The organism is Spectribacter acetivorans (assembly GCF_031846305.1).
GTDB classification, from domain to species: Bacteria; Pseudomonadota; Gammaproteobacteria; order Nevskiales; family Salinisphaeraceae; genus Spectribacter; species Spectribacter acetivorans.
The window spans coordinates 137,075-159,702 of the sequence record NZ_JAVRHY010000005.1; the positions used below are offsets into that span (position 1 = coordinate 137,075).

General features: G+C 63.9%; 17 protein-coding genes. 7 read left to right on the plus strand and 10 right to left on the minus strand.

From position 1 onward, the window contains the following. Nucleotides 1–2: 2 nt before the first annotated feature. Nucleotides 3–2,222, minus strand: a complete 2,220-nt coding sequence (katG, locus tag RM531_RS07350; protein ID WP_311658377.1) for a catalase/peroxidase HPI — start codon at nucleotides 2,220–2,222, stop codon at nucleotides 3–5. A gap of 772 nt (nucleotides 2,223–2,994) precedes the next feature. Here katG and RM531_RS07355 point away from each other — a divergent pair. Then, entirely contained in the window at nucleotides 2,995–3,825 is an 831-nt protein-coding gene (locus RM531_RS07355; RefSeq protein WP_311658378.1) for an alpha/beta fold hydrolase, read from the plus strand. A 74-nt stretch (nucleotides 3,826–3,899) separates the two neighbouring features. Here RM531_RS07355 and RM531_RS07360 read toward each other — a convergent pair whose 3' ends face one another. Both RM531_RS07360 and folD read right to left on the minus strand, forming a co-directional pair. Next, nucleotides 3,900–5,603 (minus strand): formate--tetrahydrofolate ligase, encoded by a 1,704-nt coding sequence (locus RM531_RS07360; protein WP_311658380.1) that lies wholly within the window; start codon nucleotides 5,601–5,603, stop codon nucleotides 3,900–3,902. 112 nt (nucleotides 5,604–5,715) lie between these two features. Further along, nucleotides 5,716–6,627, minus strand: a complete 912-nt coding sequence (gene folD / locus RM531_RS07365) for a bifunctional methylenetetrahydrofolate dehydrogenase/methenyltetrahydrofolate cyclohydrolase FolD (RefSeq protein WP_311658381.1) — start codon at nucleotides 6,625–6,627, stop codon at nucleotides 5,716–5,718. A 277-nt stretch (nucleotides 6,628–6,904) separates the two neighbouring features. Between folD and RM531_RS16075 the strand changes: the two genes are divergently transcribed. From RM531_RS16075 to RM531_RS07380, 3 genes are all read left to right on the plus strand, one after another. Further along, the gene (locus RM531_RS16075; protein WP_349255411.1) at nucleotides 6,905–7,183 is read left to right on the plus strand and encodes a type II toxin-antitoxin system RelE/ParE family toxin; all 279 of its coding nucleotides are present in this window, start codon (nucleotides 6,905–6,907) and stop codon (nucleotides 7,181–7,183) included. A gap of 10 nt (nucleotides 7,184–7,193) precedes the next feature. Further along, nucleotides 7,194–7,496, plus strand: a complete 303-nt coding sequence (locus RM531_RS07375; RefSeq protein WP_311658385.1) for a HigA family addiction module antitoxin — start codon at nucleotides 7,194–7,196, stop codon at nucleotides 7,494–7,496. Nucleotides 7,497–7,580: 84 nt separating this feature from the next. Then, nucleotides 7,581–8,687, plus strand: a complete 1,107-nt coding sequence (locus tag RM531_RS07380) for a histone deacetylase family protein (RefSeq protein WP_311658386.1) — start codon at nucleotides 7,581–7,583, stop codon at nucleotides 8,685–8,687. Nucleotides 8,688–8,848: 161 nt separating this feature from the next. Here the strand turns inward: RM531_RS07380 and RM531_RS07385 are convergent, their stop codons facing one another. Next, nucleotides 8,849–9,133: an RNA recognition motif domain-containing protein gene (locus RM531_RS07385; RefSeq protein ID WP_311651035.1), complete on the minus strand. Its 285-nt coding sequence runs from the start codon at nucleotides 9,131–9,133 to the stop codon at nucleotides 8,849–8,851. Nucleotides 9,134–9,639: 506 nt separating this feature from the next. Here RM531_RS07385 and RM531_RS07390 point away from each other — a divergent pair. After that, a complete protein-coding gene (locus RM531_RS07390) occupies nucleotides 9,640–10,206 on the plus strand; it encodes a DsrE family protein (protein WP_311658387.1) in 567 nt (188 codons plus the stop codon). A gap of 74 nt (nucleotides 10,207–10,280) precedes the next feature. On the opposite strand, the gene RM531_RS07395 is transcribed toward RM531_RS07390, so the two are convergent. Continuing rightward, nucleotides 10,281–11,540: an OmpA family protein gene (locus tag RM531_RS07395; RefSeq protein WP_311658507.1), complete on the minus strand. Its 1,260-nt coding sequence runs from the start codon at nucleotides 11,538–11,540 to the stop codon at nucleotides 10,281–10,283. 233 nt (nucleotides 11,541–11,773) lie between these two features. On the opposite strand from RM531_RS07395, the gene RM531_RS07400 reads away from it, so the two are divergent. Together RM531_RS07400 and RM531_RS07405 are read left to right on the plus strand one after the other, a co-directional pair. Further along, nucleotides 11,774–12,205: a CBS domain-containing protein gene (locus tag RM531_RS07400; protein ID WP_311658388.1), complete on the plus strand. Its 432-nt coding sequence runs from the start codon at nucleotides 11,774–11,776 to the stop codon at nucleotides 12,203–12,205. Between the two features lie 53 nt (nucleotides 12,206–12,258). Further along, nucleotides 12,259–13,080 (plus strand): restriction endonuclease, encoded by an 822-nt coding sequence (locus RM531_RS07405; RefSeq protein ID WP_311658389.1) that lies wholly within the window; start codon nucleotides 12,259–12,261, stop codon nucleotides 13,078–13,080. A gap of 25 nt (nucleotides 13,081–13,105) precedes the next feature. Here the strand turns inward: RM531_RS07405 and RM531_RS07410 are convergent, their stop codons facing one another. The 5 genes from RM531_RS07410 to cap2-3 all read right to left on the minus strand — a co-directional run bounded on the left by RM531_RS07410 (nucleotide 13,106) and on the right by cap2-3 (nucleotide 22,626). Beyond that, nucleotides 13,106–13,537, minus strand: coding sequence for a hypothetical protein (locus RM531_RS07410; RefSeq protein ID WP_311658391.1), 432 nt, complete (start codon nucleotides 13,535–13,537; stop codon nucleotides 13,106–13,108). A 363-nt stretch (nucleotides 13,538–13,900) separates the two neighbouring features. Further along, complete coding sequence (locus tag RM531_RS07415) at nucleotides 13,901–16,900, minus strand: DEAD/DEAH box helicase family protein (RefSeq protein ID WP_311658392.1); 3,000 nt, start codon at nucleotides 16,898–16,900, stop codon at nucleotides 13,901–13,903. After that, on the minus strand, nucleotides 16,897–17,298 hold the full coding sequence (locus RM531_RS07420) for an HI0074 family nucleotidyltransferase substrate-binding subunit (protein ID WP_311658393.1): 402 nt from the start codon (nucleotides 17,296–17,298) through the stop codon (nucleotides 16,897–16,899). Before RM531_RS07420 ends, RM531_RS07415 begins: the two co-directional genes overlap by 4 nt. Beyond that, nucleotides 17,299–19,146 carry a site-specific DNA-methyltransferase gene (locus tag RM531_RS07425; protein WP_311658395.1) on the minus strand — a complete coding sequence of 616 codons (1,848 nt, stop codon included), beginning with the start codon at nucleotides 19,144–19,146 and terminating at the stop codon, nucleotides 17,299–17,301. A 1,197-nt stretch (nucleotides 19,147–20,343) separates the two neighbouring features. Beyond that, nucleotides 20,344–22,626, minus strand: coding sequence for an anti-phage 6A-MBL system cap2_3 protein (gene cap2-3, locus RM531_RS07430; protein ID WP_311658397.1), 2,283 nt, complete (start codon nucleotides 22,624–22,626; stop codon nucleotides 20,344–20,346). Nucleotides 22,627–22,628 lie beyond the last annotated feature (2 nt).

Genomic DNA, 22,628 nt, shown 5'->3' on the forward strand with positions numbered 1-22,628 from the left:
TATCAGCTCAGGTCGAAGCGGTCCGCGTTCATCACCTTGTTCCAGGCGGCGACGAAGTCCTGCGCAAACTTCTGCTTCGCGTCGGCCTGGGCATAGACTTCCGACAGCGCCCGCAACTGCGAGTTGGAGCCGAACACCAGGTCCACGCGGGTACCGGTCCACTTCTTCTTGCCGGTGTCGCGGTCCAGGCCCTCGAATACGTCCTCGTCGTCCGCGCTGACCTTCCACTCGGTAGCCATGTCGGTCAGGTTGACGAAGAAGTCGTTGGTCAGCTGGCCGGGACGGTTGGTGAGCACGCCGTGCTGGATGCCTTCGTAATTGGCATTCAGCGCGCGCATGCCGCCCACCAGCACCGTCATTTCCGGCGCCGTCAGGCCCAGCAGCTGGGCACGGTCGACGAGCATTTCCTCGTCGGCAACCGTGAACTTGGTGCGCCGGTAGTTGCGGAAGCCGTCGGCCTCCGGCTCCAGCGGTTCGAAGGATTCGACGTCGGTCTGCTCATCGGTGGCGTCGGTGCGGCCCGGGGCAAACGGCACGTGTACCGGGTTGCCGGCATCCAGCGCCGCCTTCTCGATGGCGGCGGCGCCGCCGAGCACGATCAGGTCGGCCAGCGAGACCTTCTTGTTGCCATACTGCTCATCGTTGAAGGCCTTCTGCACGCTTTCCAGCTGATCAAGTACCTTGGCAAGCTGGCGCGGCTGGTTGGCTTCCCAGTCCTTCATCGGGGCCAGGCGGATGCGGGCGCCGTTGGCACCGCCGCGCATGTCGGAACCGCGGTAGGTGGAGGCCGAGGCCCAGGCGGTGAATACCAGCTCGGACACGCTCAGCCCGGTGTCCAGAATCCGCAACTTGAGCTGCTCGGCGTCGAGCTCGTCGATCAGCACGTGATCCACCGGCGGTACCGGGTCCTGCCACAGCAGGTCTTCCTCCGGCACTTCCGGCCCGAGGTAGCGCACCTTCGGCCCCATGTCGCGATGGGTCAGCTTGAACCAGGCGCGGGCGAAGGCATCGGCGAACTCGTCCGGGTTCTGGTGGAAGTGCTTGGCGATCTTGCTGTATTCCGGGTCATAGCGCATCGCCATGTCCGCGGTGGTCATGATCAGGTTGACCTTCTGCGACGGGTCTTCCACGTCCGGCGCGTGATCCTCGTCCTTGAGGTTCTTGGGCTGCCACTGATTGGCGCCGGCCGGGCTCTTGGTCAGTTCCCATTCGTAGCCGAATAGCACATCCAGGTAACCCATGTCCCACTTGATGGGATTGGGCGTCCAGGGGCCTTCCAGGCCGCTGGTGATGGTGTTGCGGCCCTTGCCCTTGCCGTAGCTGTTGGCCCAGCCGAAGCCCATGGCTTCCATCGGCGCGGCTTCCGGCTCCACGCCCACGTTCTCGGCATCGCCGGCGCCGTGGACCTTGCCGAAGGTATGGCCGCCGGCGGTCAGGGCCACGGTTTCGTAATCGTTCATGGCCATGCGGCCGAAGGTCTCGCGGATGTCGTGGGCCGACTTCAGCGGGTCCGGCTCGCCGTCCGGGCCTTCCGGATTGACGTAGATCAGGCCCATCTGCACCGCGGCCAGCGGGCTTTCCAGCTCGCGCTCGCCCGAGTAGCGGCTGTTGGGCTTGTCACTGGTGGCCAGCCATTCGGTCTCGGCACCCCAGTAGATGTCCTCTTCCGGCGCGTAGATGTCCTCGCGCCCGCCGGCAAAGCCGAAGGTCTTGAAGCCCATGGACTCCAGCGCGACGTTGCCGGTGAGGATGAACAGGTCGGCCCAGGACAGCTTGTTGCCGTACTTCTGCTTGATCGGCCACAGCAGGCGGCGGGCCTTGTCCAGGTTGCCGTTGTCCGGCCAGCTGTTGATCGGGGAAAAGCGCTGGTTGCCGGTGGCGGCGCCGCCGCGACCGTCGGCCGTGCGGTAGGTGCCGGCCGCGTGCCAGGCCATGCGGATCATGAACGGGCCGTAATGGCCGTAGTCGGCCGGCCACCATTCCTTGGAATCGGTCATCAGCGCGGTCAGATCCTGCTTGACCGCCGCCAGATCGAGCTTGCTGAATTCGTCCGCGTAGTCGAATTCCTCGCCCATCGGGTTCGACTTCGGGGTGTGCTGATGCAGGATGCCCAGGTTCAACTGGTTCGGCCACCAGTCCTTGGGACCGCCGCCACCGCCATGCAGCTGCGTGCGGCTGCCATGCATGACCGGGCACTTGCCTGTGTTATCACCGTCCGCCATAACGTTTCCTCCTGTCGTATCTAGGCTTTAGTCCTCGCCAGGGGACACAAGGTAGTGCCCCGGCATCTATATGACAAATAAATTCTTTCTGAGGGATTGATAGTTTTTGCGAATTAATCGTACGGGTGCGAATGGCGCCAATGCTGCAGGCTCGCGGTATTCGTTGACAGTTCTGAGACAGGCGTTACACGGCGGGGGTTCAGCGGCATTGATCGGGCCTGTTTGCGCCGTCCGTAGGGCGCCATTCATGGCGCCTCTTCACTCGGGCATACCGGCACAAGCCGAGCGTAGCCCGCGTTCCGTGTTTTCAGGATGGCGAGGAAGAGGATTCCGCCCCGCTGACGCGGGCCGGGTAACTTTCTTGTGCGACAAGAAAGTCACCAAAGAAACGCTTCCGGCGGGCGAGTCCTGCCTCGAACGGGGTTCGAGGCAGGATGCCCTGTGCGCTTCGGTCGGCGAGGGGGTGTTTCGACGGGTCATCCATGACCCGGCGAAAACCGCGCGCCCGTCCTGGGCGCGCCCCTTCGGGCCGGGAACCTCGCCGCCCTGCAGTGCTCAGCTCGTCCCGACGGGAATCAAGAGTTGCCAAAGCCCGGTGGGGTCGCGTCTTCCCTCCCGTTAGCGAGCCCTGAGAGCTATCGGCCAAACCGGGCAACGTGTCCTCGCATATGCCCACGAACCCACGCTGCGCCCGCTTATCGGCTGGCTGCACATCCGGTCGCCTGTATATTCGGTGGCACCCATTGCCGTTTTCGCGCCCCGGAGCCCATTCATGACCGTGTCTCGCGCCAGTTTCACCCATCGCGGGCTGACCCTGTCCTATCGGGATTCCGCGCCCGGTGACGACCAGCGCCCGGCGGTGCTTCTGCTGCACGGTTTCCCCGATTCGGGTGCCATGTGGGCGGCGCAGATCAGCGCCCTGCACGCCGACGGGTTTCGCTGCATTGCGCCCGACACCGTGGGCTGTGGCGACTCCGACATGGCGCCGAAGCTGGGTGATTACAACATCGTGGCGATCGCCGGCGATCATGTCGCGCTGCTCGATCACCTGGGTATCGAGCGGGCCCACATTGTTGGTCACGACTGGGGCGGCTGGGCGGCCTGGCTGATCGCCGGACTTTATCCGTCGCGGGTGCATCGCCTGGCGGTATTGTCGGTGGGCCACCCCACGGCCTATGCGCGCGCCGGCATCGCGCAGAAGCTGGCCGCCTGGTACATCGGTTTCTTCCTGCTGGGCGGGGTGACCGAGTACGTGCTCGGCAGCCGCGGGCCGCTGGGCCTGGCGCGAATGCTGTCCGGCTCGCACCCGGACCCGGACGAGGTGGTGGCCCGGCTGTCGGCACCCGGCCGCCTGACGGCTGGTCTGCGCATCTACCGCGCCAGCATGGGCAGCATCCTGTTTCGCCGCCAGCCGACGATAACGGCACCGACGCTGGGCATCTGGAGCAAGGGGGACCCCTATCTGGTCGCGGCGCAGATGCGCGATTCCCGGCAGTATGTCGACGCCGAGTGGCAGTGCGAGACCATCGATGGCGGTCACTGGATACCGCTGGAGCATCCCAACTGGCTGGGCGACCGGTTGCGTCGTTTCCTCAGCGCCTGATCCCGCGCCCGGGGGCATCCGAGACGGCCGACTGGCCTGCCCCGGTTGGCTGCACGGAATGAATCAGAGGTTCCTTAGAACAACCCCTCGATATGCCCATCCGCATGCATCCGGATATCCGCCGCCGCGGGCCGCCGCGGCAGACCGGGCATGGTCATGATTTCGCCGCAGATCACCACGATGAAGCCCGCGCCGGCGGACAGCCGTACTTCGCGTACCGGGATGGTGTGACCGCTGGGGGCGCCACGCAGGTTGGGATCGGTGGTGAAGCTGTACTGGGTCTTGGCGATGCACACCGGGAAATGCCCGTAACCGGCTTTTTCCAGGTTCTTGAGGCGGGCGCGGATGGCGTGACCCGCGTCGACGTCCGCGGCGCCGTAAATCTTCTGTGCCACGGTGCGGATCTTGTCCAGCAACTCCATGTCGTCCGGGTAGATCGGCTTGAAGTCCGCTTCGTCGCGGGCCGCCACCTCGGTGACGGTACGGGCCAGGTCGGCCGCGCCGGCGCCGCCGTCGGCGAAGTGGGTGCATAGCGAGGTTTCCACGCCTTCCGTGCGCATCTCCTCGGCGATGGCGTCGAGTTCGGCGTCGGTGTCGGAGGGGAAGCGGTTGATCGCCACGATCGCCGGCACGCCGTAGGACCGGATGTTGCGGATGTGCCGGCGCAGGTTGTCGCAGCCCTTGCGCACGGCTTCCACATCCTCTTCCTCCAGATGCTGCACCGCGTTGCCGCCGTGCACTTTCAGCGCCCGGGCGGTGGCCACGATCACCGCGGCGGCCGGCTTGAGGCCGGACATGCGGCACTTGATGTCGAAGAATTTCTCGGCCCCCAGATCGGCGCCGAAGCCGGCCTCGGTGACCACGTAATCGGCCAGCTTCAGCGCGGCCCGGGTGGCGATCACCGAGTTGCAGCCGTGGGCGATGTTGGCGAACGGGCCGCCGTGCACGAACACCGGCGTGTTCTCCAGCGTCTGCACCAGGTTGGGCCTGATCGCATCCTTGAGCAGCACCGCCATGGCGCCGTCGGCTTCCAGATCGGCCGCGGTCACCGGCTGGCGGTCGCGGGTTTCGGCCACCACGATGCGGGCCAGGCGCGCCTGCAGGTCGGCCATGTCGGTGGCCAGGCAGAGAATGGCCATGATCTCGGAGGCCACGGTGATGTCGAAGCCGTCCTCGCGCGGCATGCCGTTGCCGGTGCCCAGGCCGATCACGATGTCGCGCAGGGCGCGCTCGTTCATGTCCATCACCCGGCGCCAGCTCACCCGGCGCGGATCGAGATTGAGCTCGTTGCGCCAGTTGATGTGGTTGTCGATCATCGCCGCCAGCAGGTTGTGGGCCATGCCGATGGCGTGCATGTCGCCGGTGAAGTGCAGATTGAGATCGTCCATGGGCACCACCTGCGCGTGCCCGCCGCCGGCCGCGCCGCCCTTCATGCCGAAGCAGGGGCCGAGGCTGGGTTCACGCAGGCAGGCGGCCACGTTCTCGCCGGCCGCCGACAGCGCGTCGGTCAGGCCCACGGTGGTGGTGGTCTTGCCCTCGCCGGGCGGGGTGGGCGTCAGGCCGGTCACCAGGATCAGCTTGCCGTCCGGCCGGTCCGCCAGCGAGGCGATGTAATCCAGATCGATCTTGGCCTTGGTATGGCCATAGGGCGCCATGGCTTCCCATGGCACCCCCAGTCGCTCGCCGATCTCGCGGATGGGCTTGAGGGTGGCGGCCCGGGCAATCGCGGCGTCGCCGTTCGGCGGTTTCGTGAGCTTCTCGTCGTTGCGTTTGGTCACCGTCGGTGTCTCCTCGTCCGGTCAAGGCGCCGGGCGGTCCCGACGCACCCCGCGTCACGCCTGGCGTGACCCTGCATGGTTGGAAGTTCCCGTTGCCGGGTTCGCGATTGGTTCAGTCGTCGGCCGGCAGCGGCAGGCCCTTCTGCTGGCAGGCGGCCCGCACCGTGTTGTGCAGCAGGCAGGCAATGGTCATGGGACCGACGCCGCCCGGCACCGGGGTGATGGCCCCGGCTACCTCGGCCGCTGCGGCGTAATTCACATCGCCCACCAGGCGGCGCTTGCCGTCCGCGTTGGCCTCGAGCCGGTTGATGCCCACGTCGATGACGGTGGCCCCCGGCTTGATCCAGTCGCCCTGCACGAATTTCGGCCGGCCCACGGCCGCCACCAGAATGTCGGCCTGGCGGCACAGACCGGGCAGGTCGCGGGTCTTCGAATGGGCCACGGTCACGGTGCAGTTTTCCCGCAGCAGCAGGTTGGCCAGCGGCTTGCCGACGATGTTGGAGCGGCCCACGATCACCGCGTGCCGCCCGGCCAGATCATTGCCGAGCGTGTGCTGCAGCAACAGCACGCAGCCCAGCGCGGTGCAGGGCACGGGCGGGCTGCCGCCGTTCCACAGCCGACCGGTATTGACCTCGTGAAAGCCGTCCACGTCCTTGTCCGGGTCGATGGCGGCCAGCACGGCGTCCTCGGAAATCTGAGCCGGCAGGGGCAGCTGCACCAGAATGCCGTTGACGGCCGGGTCCCGGTTGAGCTTGTCGATCAGGGCGAGCAACTCGTCCGCCGAGGTGTCCTCGTCCAGATAATGCTCGAAGGATTCCATGCCCGCGGCCAGCGAGGCCTTGCGCTTGTGGCTGACGTAGACCTGGCTGGCCTCGTCGCCACCGACCAGCACCACGGCCAGTCCCGGGGTCACGCCGTGGTCGGCCTGCAGGGCGGCGACTTCGCGGGCGATGCGTTCGCGGATTTCACCGCCGATCACCTTGCCGTCGATGCGGGTGGCGGCGGTTTCGGTCGTGGTAGTCATGGCGCCTCGTGGTTCAAGTGTGTCGCGTGGCATCGACCGGGCGGCAAGGGCTCGCCTCGCATAGCCCGACCATTGCGAGCCGCGCGAAAGGCGAGCAAGGATACCGATTAATGCCGGTAATTCCGAATCCTCGCCTTGTGCGGGAATGGATGCCGCGCATCGGCGCATTCACGATGGTTGCGCGGCCAGGCGGCGCGCTCCTGTCAACGGAACCGGCATGCCGCAGTACCTCGGGCAGGTTTTTTTAACGTTTAACGTTAAGTGATATATTCAGGCCATGATTCGGAGTTTCCGGTGCCGAGCCACCCGGCGGCTTTTCGAGACCGGCCGCGACAGGCGTTTTGGCCAGATCGAGCGCGCCGCGACGCGCAAGCTGGTGCAACTGGATAACGCGGAAGAACTGCGGGATCTTGCGTCGCCGCCGGGTAATCGCCTGGAAGCGCTGCGCGGCCGGCGAACCGGGCAGCACAGCATCCGCATCAACGATCCGTTTCGCCTGTGCTTCCGCTGGACCGATCACGGCCCGGAAGATGTTGAGATCACCGACTACCACTAGAGGCAGGGCCATGTTCAAGAATCGGATGCGTCCCGTTCACCCCGGGGAAATCCTGCGGGAGGATTACCTCGAACCGCTGGGCATGAGTGCCAACGCGCTGTCCCGGGCGCTGAAAGTGCCGGCGCCGCGGATCAATGACATCGTGCGTGAACGCCGCGGCGTTTCGGCGGATACCGCGCTGCGTCTTGCGCGCTATTTCGATACCACCCCGCAGTTCTGGCTGAATCTGCAGACGACCTTCGAACTGCGCACCACGGAGAACGCGGTGGGCGATCGCATTGAACGGGAAGTCGCCACGGCAGAGGCGCCATAACGGCTCGAGGCGGCGTTATCGCTATCGCATGTTGCCCGACGATGACGCATCATCGCGGGGCAGTAATCTGACGGGATCGACCGCGTGCTGGGTGATCGCAACGTACGGGTAATTTACGACGAACGGGTGCTGGCGCATCGCCCGGAAGCGCGGGAGCCATTCCTCCCCGGCCGCCTCGACAGCCGCGTGCGCGGGGTGCTGGAGGGCCTGGGCCTGGAAGCCAAGTGGAGCTACCCGGAACACCCCGGCCGCATCACGGCGATTGCGGATCTGCTGCGGGCCGAGCCGGTACCGGGCGTGCGGCTGACGAAAGGCCGGGTCGCCAAGCTGGACCAGCTTGCCCGGGTGCACACGCTGTCGTACATCGAAGGGCTGTACGAGCTGCGCGGCAACCAGGCCTGGCTAGATGTGGATACCACCGCGGTATCCGCCGGCAGTGTGGAGGCCGCCGAGGTGGCGGCCGGCTCGGCCGTCGCCGCGGTGGATGCCGTGTTCAACGGCAAGGCGCATTCGGCCTTCGCCCTGTGCCGTCCGCCCGGCCATCACGCCAACGCGGTACGGGCCCGCGGTTTCTGCCTGTTCAACAACGTGGCGGTGGCCGCCGCCCACGCCCAGGCCAAATGGGGCGTGGAGCGCGTCCTGATCGTCGACTGGGACGCCCACCACGGCAACGGCACCCAGGACATCTTCGCCGCCGACCCCGGCGTGCTGTTCTTCGATACCCACCGGGCCGCCCCGTTCTATCCCGGCACCGGTGCCATGGAAGAGGTCGGCGAGGGCTTGGGCGAAGGCACCACCATCAACGTCCCGCTGCCGGAGGAAGCCGGCGACCTGGCCATGATCCATGCGTTCGAGCACATCCTCGTGCCCGCCGCGGCCTGGTTTCAGCCGGAACTCATCCTGGTATCCGCCGGCATGGATGCCCACCGCACCGAGCTGTGCCTGAATCTTTCATTTGACGGTTACAGCGCGCTGGCCGGCATCGTCCAGCGGCTGGCGGACGAACACTGCCAGGGCCGTCTGGCCATGATGCTGGAAGGGGGTTACAACCCGGAAACCCTGGCCCGCTGCACGCGCCGGGTGCTGGAAGTCATGGCCGGCGGGAAGCCGGCGAATCCGCGTGAACCGGGGATGGACGCGGTCGAGGAAATCGAGGCATTCCACCGCGACGCCTTCGCCGCCCCCGACTAGCAGGTCATCGCGAGTCCGCAAAGCGGCCGCGGCAATCTCGGAATCTGCCAGCGCATTAGGTAAACACGCGGTGATTGGTCTTACTCAGTCCCGGCTGGACGGGGCCGAAAACCGGCCCCATCCACCCGAGCGAAGCGAAGTCCGGCGAACCGGTCAGTCGCTTACCAGCGGCTGCGGCCACCACGGCGATCATCGCGACCCTTTTCGGTGGCGATGTTCACCTTCAGCGGACGGCCGCCGAGGTCGTTGCCGTCCAGCTCCAGGGCCTTTTCGGCAGCCTGCTGCTGGGCGAAGGTAATGAAACCGAAACCCTTGGCACGGCCGGTGTCGCGATCCATGATCAGCGCCAGCTCTTCGATTTCGCCGTACGGCTCGAACAGATCGCGAAGCTGCGATTCGGTCACGTCGTACGGGAAGTTGCCAACATACAGTTTGTTCTGAGACATAGTCATTCCAATGTGAAACGCCGTCCCCGGTGGGATCGGCTGATAAATTCGCGTCGGTGATCGGTAACGCCGGCCGCCGTCGGACGCCGCGACGATGACCGACCCCAGGCGGCGACCTCGCCCGCCGGGTGCCCGCGACACAACGCGGGAACACGACACACAGGCACGCCTCGCCCTGGGGGCGAACACTCAGTGATTGCTTGTGGGATGGCCCGCCGCCGGACGGCCGTGCAGGCAAAGCAAAGACAGGATGGCCGAGCTTAGCAGCTATTTCCCGTCACGGTGCGTTTTTTCGCACGCCTCGCCCGGGTCGGTTCTCGGCCGTCCCGGGAATGTCGGTACCCCGCTCGCCCGGGCACGGCCGTCTCCCGGAATCATGCCGTCTGCGAGACCGCGCCGGGGAACCTCCGCCGCATACCCCCGGTCGTATGCGAGCATGGTGGCACCGCGTCCGACACGTGTCGCCATGGTTTGACGCAAATCCGATCAACTGCCGCGAGGCCGACATGACACCTGCTCCGCATTACCGACCCCCAGCCCGGCTGAACCTGCTGATTGCCGGGATGATCGCCGTCCTTTCCACCGCGGCGAGTGCCGACAATGGTTGGCAGACGCCGCGGATCCAGGGCTACGGCAAGGTCAAGCCGGTGGCCGGCGCCCAGCTACAGCCCGAGGCGGACCGCCAGCATCGAATCGTCAAGGACGTGGTCCGGGCCGCCCCGGAAGCCGGACAGGTCAACGAGGGCCTGGACCGCGTGGCACGGCTGGTCAATCTCTACGCGCTGGCCGGTGTGCCGGCAGACAATCTCGATCTGGTTGCCGTCATCCACGGCAAGGCCACCACCGGGGTGCTCGATGATGCTGCCTACGAGGCCGAATTCGGCATCACCAACCCGAGCACGCCGCTCATTCAGGCGCTGGTGGATGCCGGCGTGCGGTTGTACGTCTGCAGCCAGGCCTTGGCCCATCACGGTATCGACCCTGAGGCGGTCAACGATCAGGTGACGATCGTGTCCGGCGCGTTGCCCGCGCTGGCCATTTTTCAGCAGCGCGGGTACGCGTTCCTGCCATAGGCCGGCGTCAGCGGCCGTGCGTCGAAACATCGGTCAGGCGTGCGAGGGCCGTGGCGTGATTCGACTCGGTAGGCCTAGAGGATTCGCTCGATGCCCTGCCAGCCTTTCGGGCTCCAGTCGTCCTCGCTGCTGCCGCAGTAACGCCACTCGCCATTGAAACGGTCGCGGGCGGGGGAATCGAACGTCAGCCGCAGATGACCCCAGTAGGGGCTGCCGTCCTTCTCGCTGTCGCAGCGCTGGCCGGACTTCTTCTTGATCCAGAAACCCTCGAAGGTGGTGTCGTCGACGAACTCGCCGCGGATCCGGCTGCCGTCGAAGTCGTAGTCGCCCCGGACCTCGCCGGCCTCGCGCCGCAGCTCCACGATGCGATCGGCACTGCGCCCGCCAACGCCGCCCCAGACGCCGAGGATGTCGATGTCTGGCGTTTTGTCGTCGGCGGCCGGCGTGGTGCGCACGGTCAACTCGACGCGACGGTTTCGGGCCCGGCCCTCGGCCGAATCGTTGCCGGCCACCGGTTGGGTTTCGCCGTGGGCGGTGGTGGTCACGGCCTCTCCGGCAAAGTCGCCGTTGTCGCGCAGATAACCGGCCACCGCTTCGGCCCGCTGGCGGGAAAGCTGTAGGTTGTCCTGTTCATCGCCGACGCTGTCAGTATGCCCCGCCACGTTCACCTGGCTGGCCGCCGGGTCGTTGATGCGGGCCAGCACCTCGTCCAGGGCCGCGTAGGCACCCGGCTTGAGCTGGTGTGCCCCGGAATCGAACAGCACCGAACTGTCCAGCGCGATGGTCGAGGCCGAGCCAATGGCCCCCACCGCATCCACATCGGCCCCCGGGGTGCCACTGCGGCAGGCGCGTTTCAGGTCCACCAGTTTCACCAGGCGGAATGTGTCGTCGGCCGCCACGTAGGGCGCCAGATCGATCTCCGCCTTGCCCCCGGCAATCGTGCCCACACGCGTCCAGTCCTGCCCGTCTTCGGACACCGCCAGCGCGGTGGGCTCGGTGTCCGGCCCGATCTCGAACACGTACAAGTCCGGGCCGGGTACGTCGATCAGCTCGTTATCGGTAAAACGCAGCACCAGCTCGCCGCCACAACCCAGGGTGACGAAATCATGCTCGTCCTCGGCATAACCCGGGATGCCCAGCACCCGGTCGGCCTCGGAATACTGATCGTCGTCCGCGGCCGGGTCCCCGGCGGCAAACGACTCGACCTGATCAGCGAACGACACCGCCCCCATCGGGAAGTGCACCTCGCCGCCATGCCCGTCGGGGTAATCGGCGCCTTCCGCAAATGCCGGCAGCGCAAGCCCGGCGAGCATCAGCCCGGCCAGCCAGCGCATTGGCAACCCGCGGTGATCCGGTGCGGTTTTCATCCTGTCGGGCATGACTAAAGGGGCACGCTTGCCCGTGTGAAACGAACCACCGCATTCAAGCACGGGCAGGGAGTCGCGGGAAAGCGATGCCCGGTCGGCGATGAACGTCAGAACAGCGGCCGCGATCACCAACAAGCACCGGCGTTCCGGCTTTGCTAGATTGACTGGTCCCACAATACGACTGAAGCGGGGCGCACCTCATGAAAACGAAAGTGCGGCAACTGCTGAAGGAAAAGGGCGACCAGGTCTGGACCATTGCGCCGGACGCCTCGGTCTACGACGCCCTGCAACTCATGGCGGACAAGGGCATCGGCGCGCTCGTGGTGATCGACAACGAGCGGATCGTCGGCCTGCTCAGCGAACGCGACTACGCCCGCAAGCTGATCCTGCAGGGCCGATCCTCCCGGGACACCCCGGTAAGCGAAGTCATGACCACCCGCGTGCTCATCGTCGGGCCGGACCAGACCGTCGAAGACTGCATGGCCCTGGCCACCGACAAGCGCGTCCGGCATTTCCCGGTGATGGACGGCGACAGGCTGATCGGCCTGGTGTCCATCGGCGACCTGGTCAAGTCGGTGATTGCGGATCAGGAATACGTCATCAAGCAGCTTGAGACCTATATAAGCGGTTAGCGGAACCCGGGCGGCTCGAGTCCCGCACCGATCAAGACGAGGTGACTGACAGCGTGGCGCGACGCAGGAAAGAGTCGGAATTCGAAGCCTGGGTTCGCCTGCTATCGAAGCTGCCCTGGCAGTGGCTCGTGCTGTCAGCGGTCCCTGCGTATTTCGGGTTTGCCGCCTTGGCTGACTGGCCGGCACCGCAGCCGGTCCGGATGGACGAACTCGGCGTCGCAATCGGTGGCCAATGGATCAGGGTCATCGGCAGTCTCTTCCAGTACATCGCGCCCGCGACGCTGCTCACTGCTGCCCTGATTTCGTTAGTCGGCAATTGGTGGCGGCAGCGGCTCCTGACAAGAACGCTCGACCGGGCAAGCAGCCAGTCAGTGCTCGATCTGCACTGGCGGGATTTCGAACGGCTCATGCACGCCTGGTTCGAGCGCGAGGGTTACCGCGTCAGCCCCACGAACAGCGGGCCGGATGGCGGGGTGGATCTGGTTCTGCGGCGTGAGGGCGAGACATTCCTGGTCCAGTGCAAACGCTGGCGTGCCACAAGCATTGGCGTCAGCGTGGTCCGCGAGCTTTACGGCGTGATGGCCTCACGCGGGGCCACCGGCGGATTCGTGGTCGGGGTGGGCGCGTTCACCGACGCGGCTCGGCAGTTCGCCGCAGGCCAGAACATCACGCTGATCGATGCCCGCGCCATGGTGGATGAATCGGCACCGGAGACCGCCGAGGAACTGGCGCCACCACCAGGCGCCACGGCACCGAACTGCCCGAGTTGCGGCGCGCACATGAAGCGTCGCACGGCGAAACGGGGGCCGAAACGCGGCCAGGAATTCTACGGCTGTTCCCGCTTCCCGCAATGCCGACAGACGCGGGACGGCTAGCACGTCATCACGGCCGAGGAGCGGGCTACTTGACCACCTGATACCGGCTGTAAGCTCCACACCAGGCCCGCTTGCGTGCCCGCGTGTACTGATTGGTCTCAGCCTGCACCACATCCAACTGGCTGGTCAGCTTTCGGCACTGTCGGCGCAGGCGTTCCTTTTCGTCCGCCCGGCATTCGCGATAGCGGATGCTGCCGTAGCCGAAGCGCTCGCATTCCTCCACGTAGATCGCGATACGGTCGGAACGGGTGGCAGAGCGCGGCTGTGACGGGGCTTGCCGAATGGTGACCCCCGGCGCGGCCTGATTGGTCTGCTGTGCAAAGCGCTGCATGTCGGCACAGGCCTGGGTCTGCAGGCCCTCGTATTGGCCACGCGTGTTCTTCTCGGTCCATTGCCGGCAAAGCGCTTTCAGCTTGGCCAGCCGGCGGCGATCGTCCGAGCTCGGGCGGGATGGCACGGCCGGCGGCGCCTGGCGCGGCGCCGATGGCTCGGGCCGGCGCGTCGCATAAATGCCGGGGCGGGGTGCCGGTTCATCGGCGGGCTCCGGCATGGGCTGGTTGGCAGCCTCCTTCGCTCGGTCAACCGGGCTATCCAGGCTGTAAACGAAAACAGCGAGAAGGCCGCCGACGATGACCAGCGCCATCAAGACGGGAATGATGTCACCGAGGCGCGCAGGGTCTGATTGTCGCGGCATGGGTGGCGCAGGTTGTGGGGGCAAGAAAATTTTTTCCAGCCGCTGAATGGGAAATTTTCGTCGGCTTCGAGATGGATAGAACCAACCGGCAAGAGCTGGTTCTTATGCTTACCTTTTCAACCTGTGTTATCCGCTGAAATAGCGTGCGTCTGTTGTGGCGCGCCAGCGATCGTCAAAGACCAGATCGCAGACGAGAGTGCTCTCCCGCCCGGCGAGTTCCAGTTCGCCGGCTCGGTGGTGGCGTTCGTCGCGGAAATGATCACTCAGCATTTGCAGTAGTCGCTGCTTGTAGTCGGTGTCCTCGTTCTTTAGATGCGCCCCCTTGGTCTCCATGACGACAACGCGCTTTTGATCACTTTCCTCACTGAGCGCGAAGACGAAGTCCGGGTACACCTTGTTGCGCCGCCAGCCCTGTAGGCCGTACTGCGATTTGGCGACGTTGCGGTGCCACCAGTCGAGTGCCGCCTGTTGGTCCAGGTAGGTGGCGAAATTGCACTCGAAGGTGTTGTCGAGCATCGCCTTGAACATCGGTTCCAGCAGGCTTTTCTGGACCGGTTGATAGTCCTCGCGCATCAGCGGCTGGGGGTCACCGTTGGTAGCGATGCGCATGTTGTGTGGTAGTTCGTAGTCCGTCGCGTCAGCACGAAGCCGAAACTCGATGCGGCCGGCAGCAACCTCGGACTCGAACACGCCCTGGGCGAGGCGGTCGCGCTCGGCTTCGAGATCTAGGCGCAGTGTTTCAATGAGTGAGGCGCTGGAGGCCGCGATGGCGCCTTCGTCCAGGCCAGAGGTCAGCAGGCGCGTCAGTACGGCATCCACCCATCCCCAGACGATCCAGGGATTCGGTGCCAGATCGAGCAGGGCCCGCACCACGCGGGCCCGGTCCAGCCGGACCTCGCCGGCTTCGGCGAAGCTTGTTTGTGCGCTTTCGGGTTCTTCGAGAATGGACAGCCCGATGCGCACCTGCTGCGCCCGCACGTTACGCGGGTCCGGTGCCCAGTTCGCGCAAAGGGCCTCGGTATTGACGGCATGCCAGTCGATCTGGGCGAGCACGTCGCTGAAGTAGTCCAGTTCACGGCGGGTATCGTCTTCCACCCAGGTCACACGTGGCAGGAACAGCCGGAGCTTGCGAAAGCGCTCGCGACGTTGGGCGGTGACGACATTGCTTGCGCCGCTACCGGATCCGCCGTCGCTGATATGCAACGCCAGGTCGCCCATACCCTCCTGCTCCAAGGACTTCTTGATGTCGCCCACCACCTTGGCGGTCTTGGCGTCGTGGCAAAGCACGTAGCAGGCGTCCAGGGCCTCCCGACCGGTCTTGGCAACCTGCGGCTGGCGCAGGATGCGGCCGACGAGCTGCGTCATCGCCGCCGGATTGCGTCCGGCGGCCAGTGCGCACAACACGTAGGCAAACGGGCAGTCCCAGCCCTCCTGCAGCGCCTGCTTGGTAATGATGACGCGTACCTCGCAGGTCGGCGAGAGCAGGTCGATATTCTCCGGGTCGCGCAGGTCGTTCTTTTCTGACGTCTTGATTGCGATCTGGGACTCGTGAAAACCCAGTTGCAGCAGGTAGGTCTTGGCATCCTCGGCATGAATGAAGCCGGATTCCAGCATATCACTGCCGGTCCGCTCCACCTGCACCAACAGAATGGGACGGATATAGCGTGCCGTTTCACCGTGCAGCCGATCGGCCTCCGCATGCAGCTGATTCAGCCGATCCACTGATGCGCTCAAACAGCTTTCCCAGTCATTCCAGGGGCGCACATCGACATTGATCGGCAGCTTGATCATCTCGGCGGCATCGAGATCCGTGCCTCTCACGTCCACCAGGATGTTGGAGCCGCCGCGCTTCTTCTTCGTATCCGCCACGCGCGGTGTGGCGGAAAGCTCCAGCAAAAAGCTCGGGTTGAAGCCGTCCAGCGTAGAGAGCGCGTTCTCGGTGTAGGCGTGATGCCCCTCGTCGATGACCACCATCGGCCGCAGCATGCGCATGACATTACCCAGCGAGCTCTTCGCGATGGAGCCCTTCTGGTGCCTGATTTCCTCGCTGCTCAGGCCGGTTGGCGCGTAGGCGTCGAGGTTGGGCACGGCGTCCAGTAGTTCGAAGTGCCCCTCGATATCGTCCTCGCGCGGCAGGAATCCCAGCACGTTGCCGCGGTCGCGGAAGAAGCGCAGTGTTTCCTTCGACCGCCGGGCAGCAGACTGCAGCATCAGTAGCATCACGCAGAGGTGGGAGTCCACATCCATGCGCGACAGCGGCGAGTGCTTTTCCAGAATTTTGACCCGCCCGGCGCCGGCGACGTTGAGCATTTGCCGGTAGGGGTGGTCGCGGTCGGTGAGGGCCTTGCGCGTCTGTTCGTAGATAGCTTCGTTGGGCACTACCCACAACACCAGCCCCGTGTGCTTGCCCAGAAAACCGGAAAAGGTCCGCGCCACGCTGGCGGCGGCCAGTAGGGTCTTGCCGCCACCGGTCGGCACTTTGAGACAGGCGTTGGGTATCGGCTGGCCGGCGCCGTCGAAACGGCTGTTGTAGTCCAGAGAGGCGAAGGCCGGCGGAAGCTGCTGGGCCTCGCGCAGCGCGTCCCAGGCCTTGCGCGGATAGTCGCTCATTTCGTTCGGCACATCGATTTCTGCAACGCGCAGCGCATTGGCGGCCTTCGCCGCTTTGTCGCGCTGTCGCTTCAGCTCGTCCAGATAGCGCCCGAGCTGGGTAAGCACCTCGGACTGAAACGGTTTCATGACAATCCCGCCGAGGTGCTCGACTTCGGCGCGAGCCCGCCGAGGTTCCCAGAACACCTGCCTATCCCGCTCGATGTTGCGCCGGAAACTGTCGTCGAGCTTGTCCTGCCAGTGCGTCAGGTCCACGCCATAGAGCAAGCCCAGATCCTCGACCCGGGCCTTGAAGCGCGTTACGTCGTCGGCGGACATCTCCGGTGCGTCGAAGACCAGATCGATATCCGACTCCGGCCGATGACCCCCACGTGCACGGGAGCCGTAAATCCACACCCGTTCCAGCCGTGGTATCTGTTGAAACAGGTTTCTCAGTTTCCGCGCGGACTGCGGCGCAATTCCGAAGTCCGGATCCAGTGGTCCCTCAGTAACCACCTCTGCTGCCTGAGCACTCATTGCGTTTTCATCTGCTGTTCCAGACGTTGCATGGCCGGTAGCGCCTCCTCGCGCACGAAAGCCGCTATCTCGATCGCCTTGGCTTCGTTGTAGGTGTGGCTGGTCTCGTTGCGAGCGTTCTTGATGCGATCCCATAGATCGGGATCGTCTAGAAGGCCGGCCCGGAAAGCGGCCTGCAGAATCGGTCTTGCCATATCCTGCACCTGCTCGCCCTGATCCCGCAGACAGTAGAACAAGGACTTGCGTGCAAGCTCGTAACTGAACTCGAAGCGCTGGATCAGGGCATCGCGTACCACGTCGGTTTCGTCCAGCGCCGCGACCTCGGCCAGCCGCGCCACGGCCCGCGAGAACTGATCGCGAGCCTGCTCGAATCGCTGTTGATGGCTGCTGGTCGACATTTACGCCTCCCGGTACAGCGCGAAGGGTAGGGGTGCGTACTCCACGCCGTGTTCCTGCAACTGCCGGTTACTCAGGTACTTGGCTGGCGCGAACACCAGATTCTTGCGGTTTCCGCCGTGCTTCTGGCTCCACCCTTGCAGATCGCGGGCCACCGACAGCGTCAATGCGGCCTCGGGCGACTTCAGGAACAGTAGCGAAGGCTGGTAGATCAGCCACAGATGTTTGTCCTCGGCCTCGCCCAGATACCATTGCGGCGCCTTCTTGGGTCGCGCGGGCAGTGTTTCGCCGGTCGCCGTGTGGTACAGCCATGCCCCCAGGGACTCGTAATCCGGCAAAGCCTCGCCGGAGAGCATTTTCTCCAGGTCTAGCGCCTCACCCAGCGTGCAGAAGGTGAACTCGCCGCCAAGGCCCTCCACGCGCTCCGAAATCTTCTTGACGCCTTCCACCATCAGCCTGCCGTCTTTGACGGTGGCCTTGACCTCCGAGAAGCGCTTCTTTTCCACGCTGGCCTGATCGGCAAGATCACCCGAGCCGAAACCCTCGCGGGCCTTGATGGCTTCCACACGCTCCATCAGGTCGTCCACCTTCTTCAGCTTCGAGAAGGTTAGCTTCTCCTCCAGCAGTGTCTCGCGCTTTGTGCCGCTGAAGGCGTAGCCGTTGATGGCGCGGCGGACGCGTTCAGCAGTAATGCTGTCGGCATAGTCCTCGCACTCCACCAGCACGAACTTGCGCTCACCACCATCTTGTTCGTTGGCCGAAAGCACGGCGTGACCGGTGGTCGCCGAGCCCGCGAAAGAGTCCAGCACGATTGAATCCGGGTCGGTTGCGATTTCTATCACGCGCTTGATAAGCGAAACGGGTTTGGGCGTCAGCGTGGCGTCTTGCTGACTCTGGATGACACCCATTTCAAGCAGCGTGCGCTTGGCATCCTGGGTATGGCCGACTTCGTCGTAGAACCAGAGTGTCTGGGGGACGCGGCCTTGCTTAACCTCGCTTAGGAAGCGCTTAATTGCAGGGGTGTTGTTGCCATCTTTGCCCCACCATATGCGGCCGTCCGTATCCCATTTTTTAAACGTCTCTTCATTAACTACCCAATATCGACCTTTAGGCGGTCCTTCGATAATGCGGCCACCTGGGCACCTTATGGCATAGATCCCGTCACGATAAGCGTTTCTTGCCGAAAGGTTCTCAGCTTTCCAGGGACCGCGCGGATCATTATCTGGATTGCTGTACCGGGACTCCATGGCCTCGGACCGTTTCAGCATATTCGGCCGCCATGTTTCGCGGTCCTTCGTGACCACGACCAGATGATCGTGATCTTCAGAGAAGTACTGCGCCGAATTTTTCGGTGAATAATTCTTCTGCCAGATGACGTTGGCTACGAAATTGTCCTCGCCGAATATCTCATCGAGTATCATCCGTGCTCGGTGTAGCTCGTTATCATCGAGCGTCATCCATAGGCTGCCGCGATCAGAAAGCAGCTCGCGCAGCAGCACCAGCCGTGGCCACATCATGCACAGCCACTTGTCGTGGCGGAGCATGTCCTCGCCGTCCACCGGGTTGCTGGACAGCCATTCCCGCATGATTGGCGAGTTGACGTTGTCGTTGTAGCACCAGCCCTCATTGCCGGTGTTGTAGGGCGGGTCGATGAACACCAGATCCACCTGCCCCGCATAGCGCGGGAGCAGCGCCTTCAGTGCGTGTAGATTGTCGCCATGAATGATGAGGTTGCCGTTCAGGTCACCAAGCCCCACGGATTTGTCCGTGACCGCCTCCAGCGGGCGGTAGGGCACCGACAGATGGTGGTTGTAGACGTACTCCTTCCCCTTGAACACCAACTCCGGCATAAACTTCAACAGCTCCTTATGGTCTGACGCGGCCGATCGCACCCTGCCGCGCGATCGTACCTGCAGCAGAAGGTAACCGATTTGCTACGAGGGGCTTCGCCGTAAAGCGGATAGTGGCGGTGTGCGCCGCTTAGTCAACTACCGTTTACCGACACTTCTTACCAAGCCGGGCCGGCTTGGAGCGCCGGTGGGACTCGACCTTCACGGTCTTGGGTCCCGGCTTAGCCGACGTCCGCTGTGGACGACATTTCGTCCTTGCCATATCAATCACCTCCTTCCGGCGGTAGGCAGCCACCGCGCCTCATCAGTGGCCTTCTCCGGAAGTAGGTGCAATAGATGGCGCACACCACCACTCGTTTAGAAAGTGAGATATTGGAGAAGTTCAGGCGCGAGTTGAATATCGGCCTGCGCCAATTTCGCATGTTTTCTTAAGTGAGCGTCGATGCCGCCACAAATCCTAGTCTGTCTTGCATTATGCAACACCTTACAGATAGGCACTATTTTGGTCTGCCCTCTATTATCCTAAGCCATCAGACGCGCCCTCCTGAAAACGTATTTTCCTCCGCGGACGCTGCCGCTAGGGAGTTCTCGACCAACCTTTCGCCGTATATCTGGGCAGCCCAAGACATGAGCGTGTATGACAACAAAAGTATTCCCGCATATACCGTGGGGCGACCTAGTTCCCCCGTTGCCCAGTAAGCGAAAGTCGGAAGCAGGAGAAACATAAGTAGGTTGATCATGCCGATGTCGCGCGCCGCGAGATATGAGCGATGCGCATCCAGGACCCCAGGGCACTTGGCATGTGCGCTATAGATTCGGTAGAAGAGCGCACCCTGCCTTCCGGGATCGTCAGGTAGAGGGCCGTAACGGTTCTCAATCCTGCTCATGTCAACGCGGGGATCCGCCGGTCCTAGGTTCGTAAAGGCCCGACTTCCGGGAAGCGGGTTGCGCCAGCGCCAGTGGATTGCTCGATCACGTAGCCGCGCGGGGATCAGTCCGAGTAGCACGATCCGAGTCAGTGCGATGACAGCCAATGAGAGCGTGCCGGGCGCGAGCGCTTCCTGGAGCTTTTGAACGAGATCCGGACGATGGAGCTGCGCGAGCATGACAGGCTCGAAGGCTACGTATGCGAAGACCACGGCGTGTAGCAGCAGAACCGCCCGAAGCAGCCAAGCGTTCTGCTCCTTGAGCGAAGGGCTATGGGCCACAATTCCCTTCCGCATGCATGATGGCATGCAGCCTTTCCGGCGTGACAATGAGTAGCACTGATGGCGGTGGGCGCCCGGAACCGAGTTCGCGCGCGGTCTCCCAGTCGCGTGCCGATGGGCCGTGATCATCAAGGTGTGAATGCCAGGTCCCGACATCGAACAGAGCGCCGCCTGTTGCGCGGTGGCGAGCAATGATGGCCTGTTTCAGGCCATTGGTGCCCAGCGTGAAAAGGGTTTCGGAACGGACACTATCTGGAGGCGCTGGGAGCAAGTCCACTACGGTCACTGCCTTGAGCCGGACGCTGCACTTGCCGATCAGAACGCCCCCGGTTTCTGACGCAGGCCAGCGTTTCGCTTCGGCGCGCATCTGGTCGAGAACACGTTGCGATACCCGCATTGTCCAGCCAGGCGTCGATTGAATCGGGATCACGTGGAACGGAGCAACCGATCGCCTGGACCAGCCTGTGTCAGGAGCGTTCTCCGCTGTGTGGCCTACGGCTATCTCACCGTTGCCGTCACCGTGCTGCATGACTTCTACTAATGTTTCGGTCAACGCCGCTGTCATTGCTGAAAGGCGCATGTCCGTCATCGGCATAGTCAACGAGCTGCATCCCTGACCAATCTGCACCTCCGAAAGCCCATGCTCAGGGTCGCACAGCAGGCTACGGAGGCGATTCTCGTCAACGGTTGCATACAGTTCGGCAACAAGGTCGCAAAGTGTGGGGTTGTGGGCCTTTCCCTCGACCAACAAGAATCCGCCGTTACCGCGCCCGAACAGTGCAGCTTCCGCTAACCGGGGCTCAACATCCTGTGGCGCAAGGAGCGACAACGCTTCGCGTACGCCCAACGACGCCGTGGTATTAACTGCATAGGTGGACTGTTTTGTAAGGATCCCCCGACGGCGCCCTACGCTCTGCAGATCCTGTACGAGATCCCCTTTGTGAACCTGCGGTTCCTGGCCAAGACGAACAAGTTCATCGGCCAGTGCGTCTGCCTTGTACCGGGGCGGACCACAGTACGTTAGGGCGTGCCGAGCTAGATTGTGCGGCATCAGCAGATCCTGGTCGCTTGCTATGGTGATAGAAGCGCCAGAACGTGCCAAATGCACTGCCATTTTCGAGCCGACGCTGCCACACCCGAGCATGGCAACAGAACCTGTCTCCGGTGCACCCGAGACGTTGCGCAGCAAGGCGGGATTGGCAACGTCGAGCTGCGTAGCCGGAGCAACGGGTTCGTCGCTACCCGAAGCGAAGAGCGCGTTACGCCCCCGGGTGGCGCGCACTTCGACAATATAGGGAAGCAATTCGATGTCAGACGCGGAACCGATCAGGTGAAATGGACGCCGGGCGCACAGGACGATACCTATCGGTACTGGTGTTTCGAGAGCACGTCCACGGAAGTACCGTTCCAGCGCTTCGAGCATACCCCGGAGGTTTTGGCCACAACGTAGTTCGTTGGCACGGTTCTGGAGCGCACCCAGCGTGGTCACTGTTTCAGGTAGATAGGTATCGGCTATGAACTGCTCGCCGCTCGGCAGCTTGTCTGGCCAGACGACGCAACACACGGTGCTGCCTAAAGTGGATTCTGCTCCGGGCCGAGTGATGAACAGATCATTGTCCGCCCGCTTGAGACGCGTCCGCTCGGCGCTGACGTGAAGCATCGCCGCGGCGCCGGACGAAAGTCTGTTATCCACCGCACCGAGCCGTATATAGCCCGCCCTGAAAATGCGATGGCCTCCGCTGCGATCCACCAGGGTGCGGCAGGACTCCGCGTCGATTGCCATCAGGTTCGCCAAGTCGCGCCTTAGGGTGGGCTCCCACCCCTGCTCGCGGTTAATCAACGTCCCCTCGGCTGCGTGCTGCAACCAGATCACAAGTTGATCGACAAGGTGAAAGATGCCGCCCTCCACCATGCCGAACTGGAAGAAGAACTCTCGCTGACTACCGTCGAGCAGGCATGGGCGCGGCAGCGTATCCGTTGCGTCCGGCTGGATATGGGGTAGATCGCGGGGGAAATCTGTGCGCAAATAAAAGGCCGGAGACGACCACGGATACGATGGCCCCAGCACAACTTGTACGGTTTCCGCATTGCGCACTCCGTTGGGGCTTTGCCCATCCGGCTTCATGTGCAATGGCAGCTCAACGTCTATATCCAGCTCGACCGTAGCGCTTGTTTTAATGGCGTCGATGATTCTGCCGGCGCGGCATCCCGGGTGACGCGTTGCAACCGCTAAAAAGTGCTCTGCGTGCGCACGGAGGCTCTCTCCGGGCATGG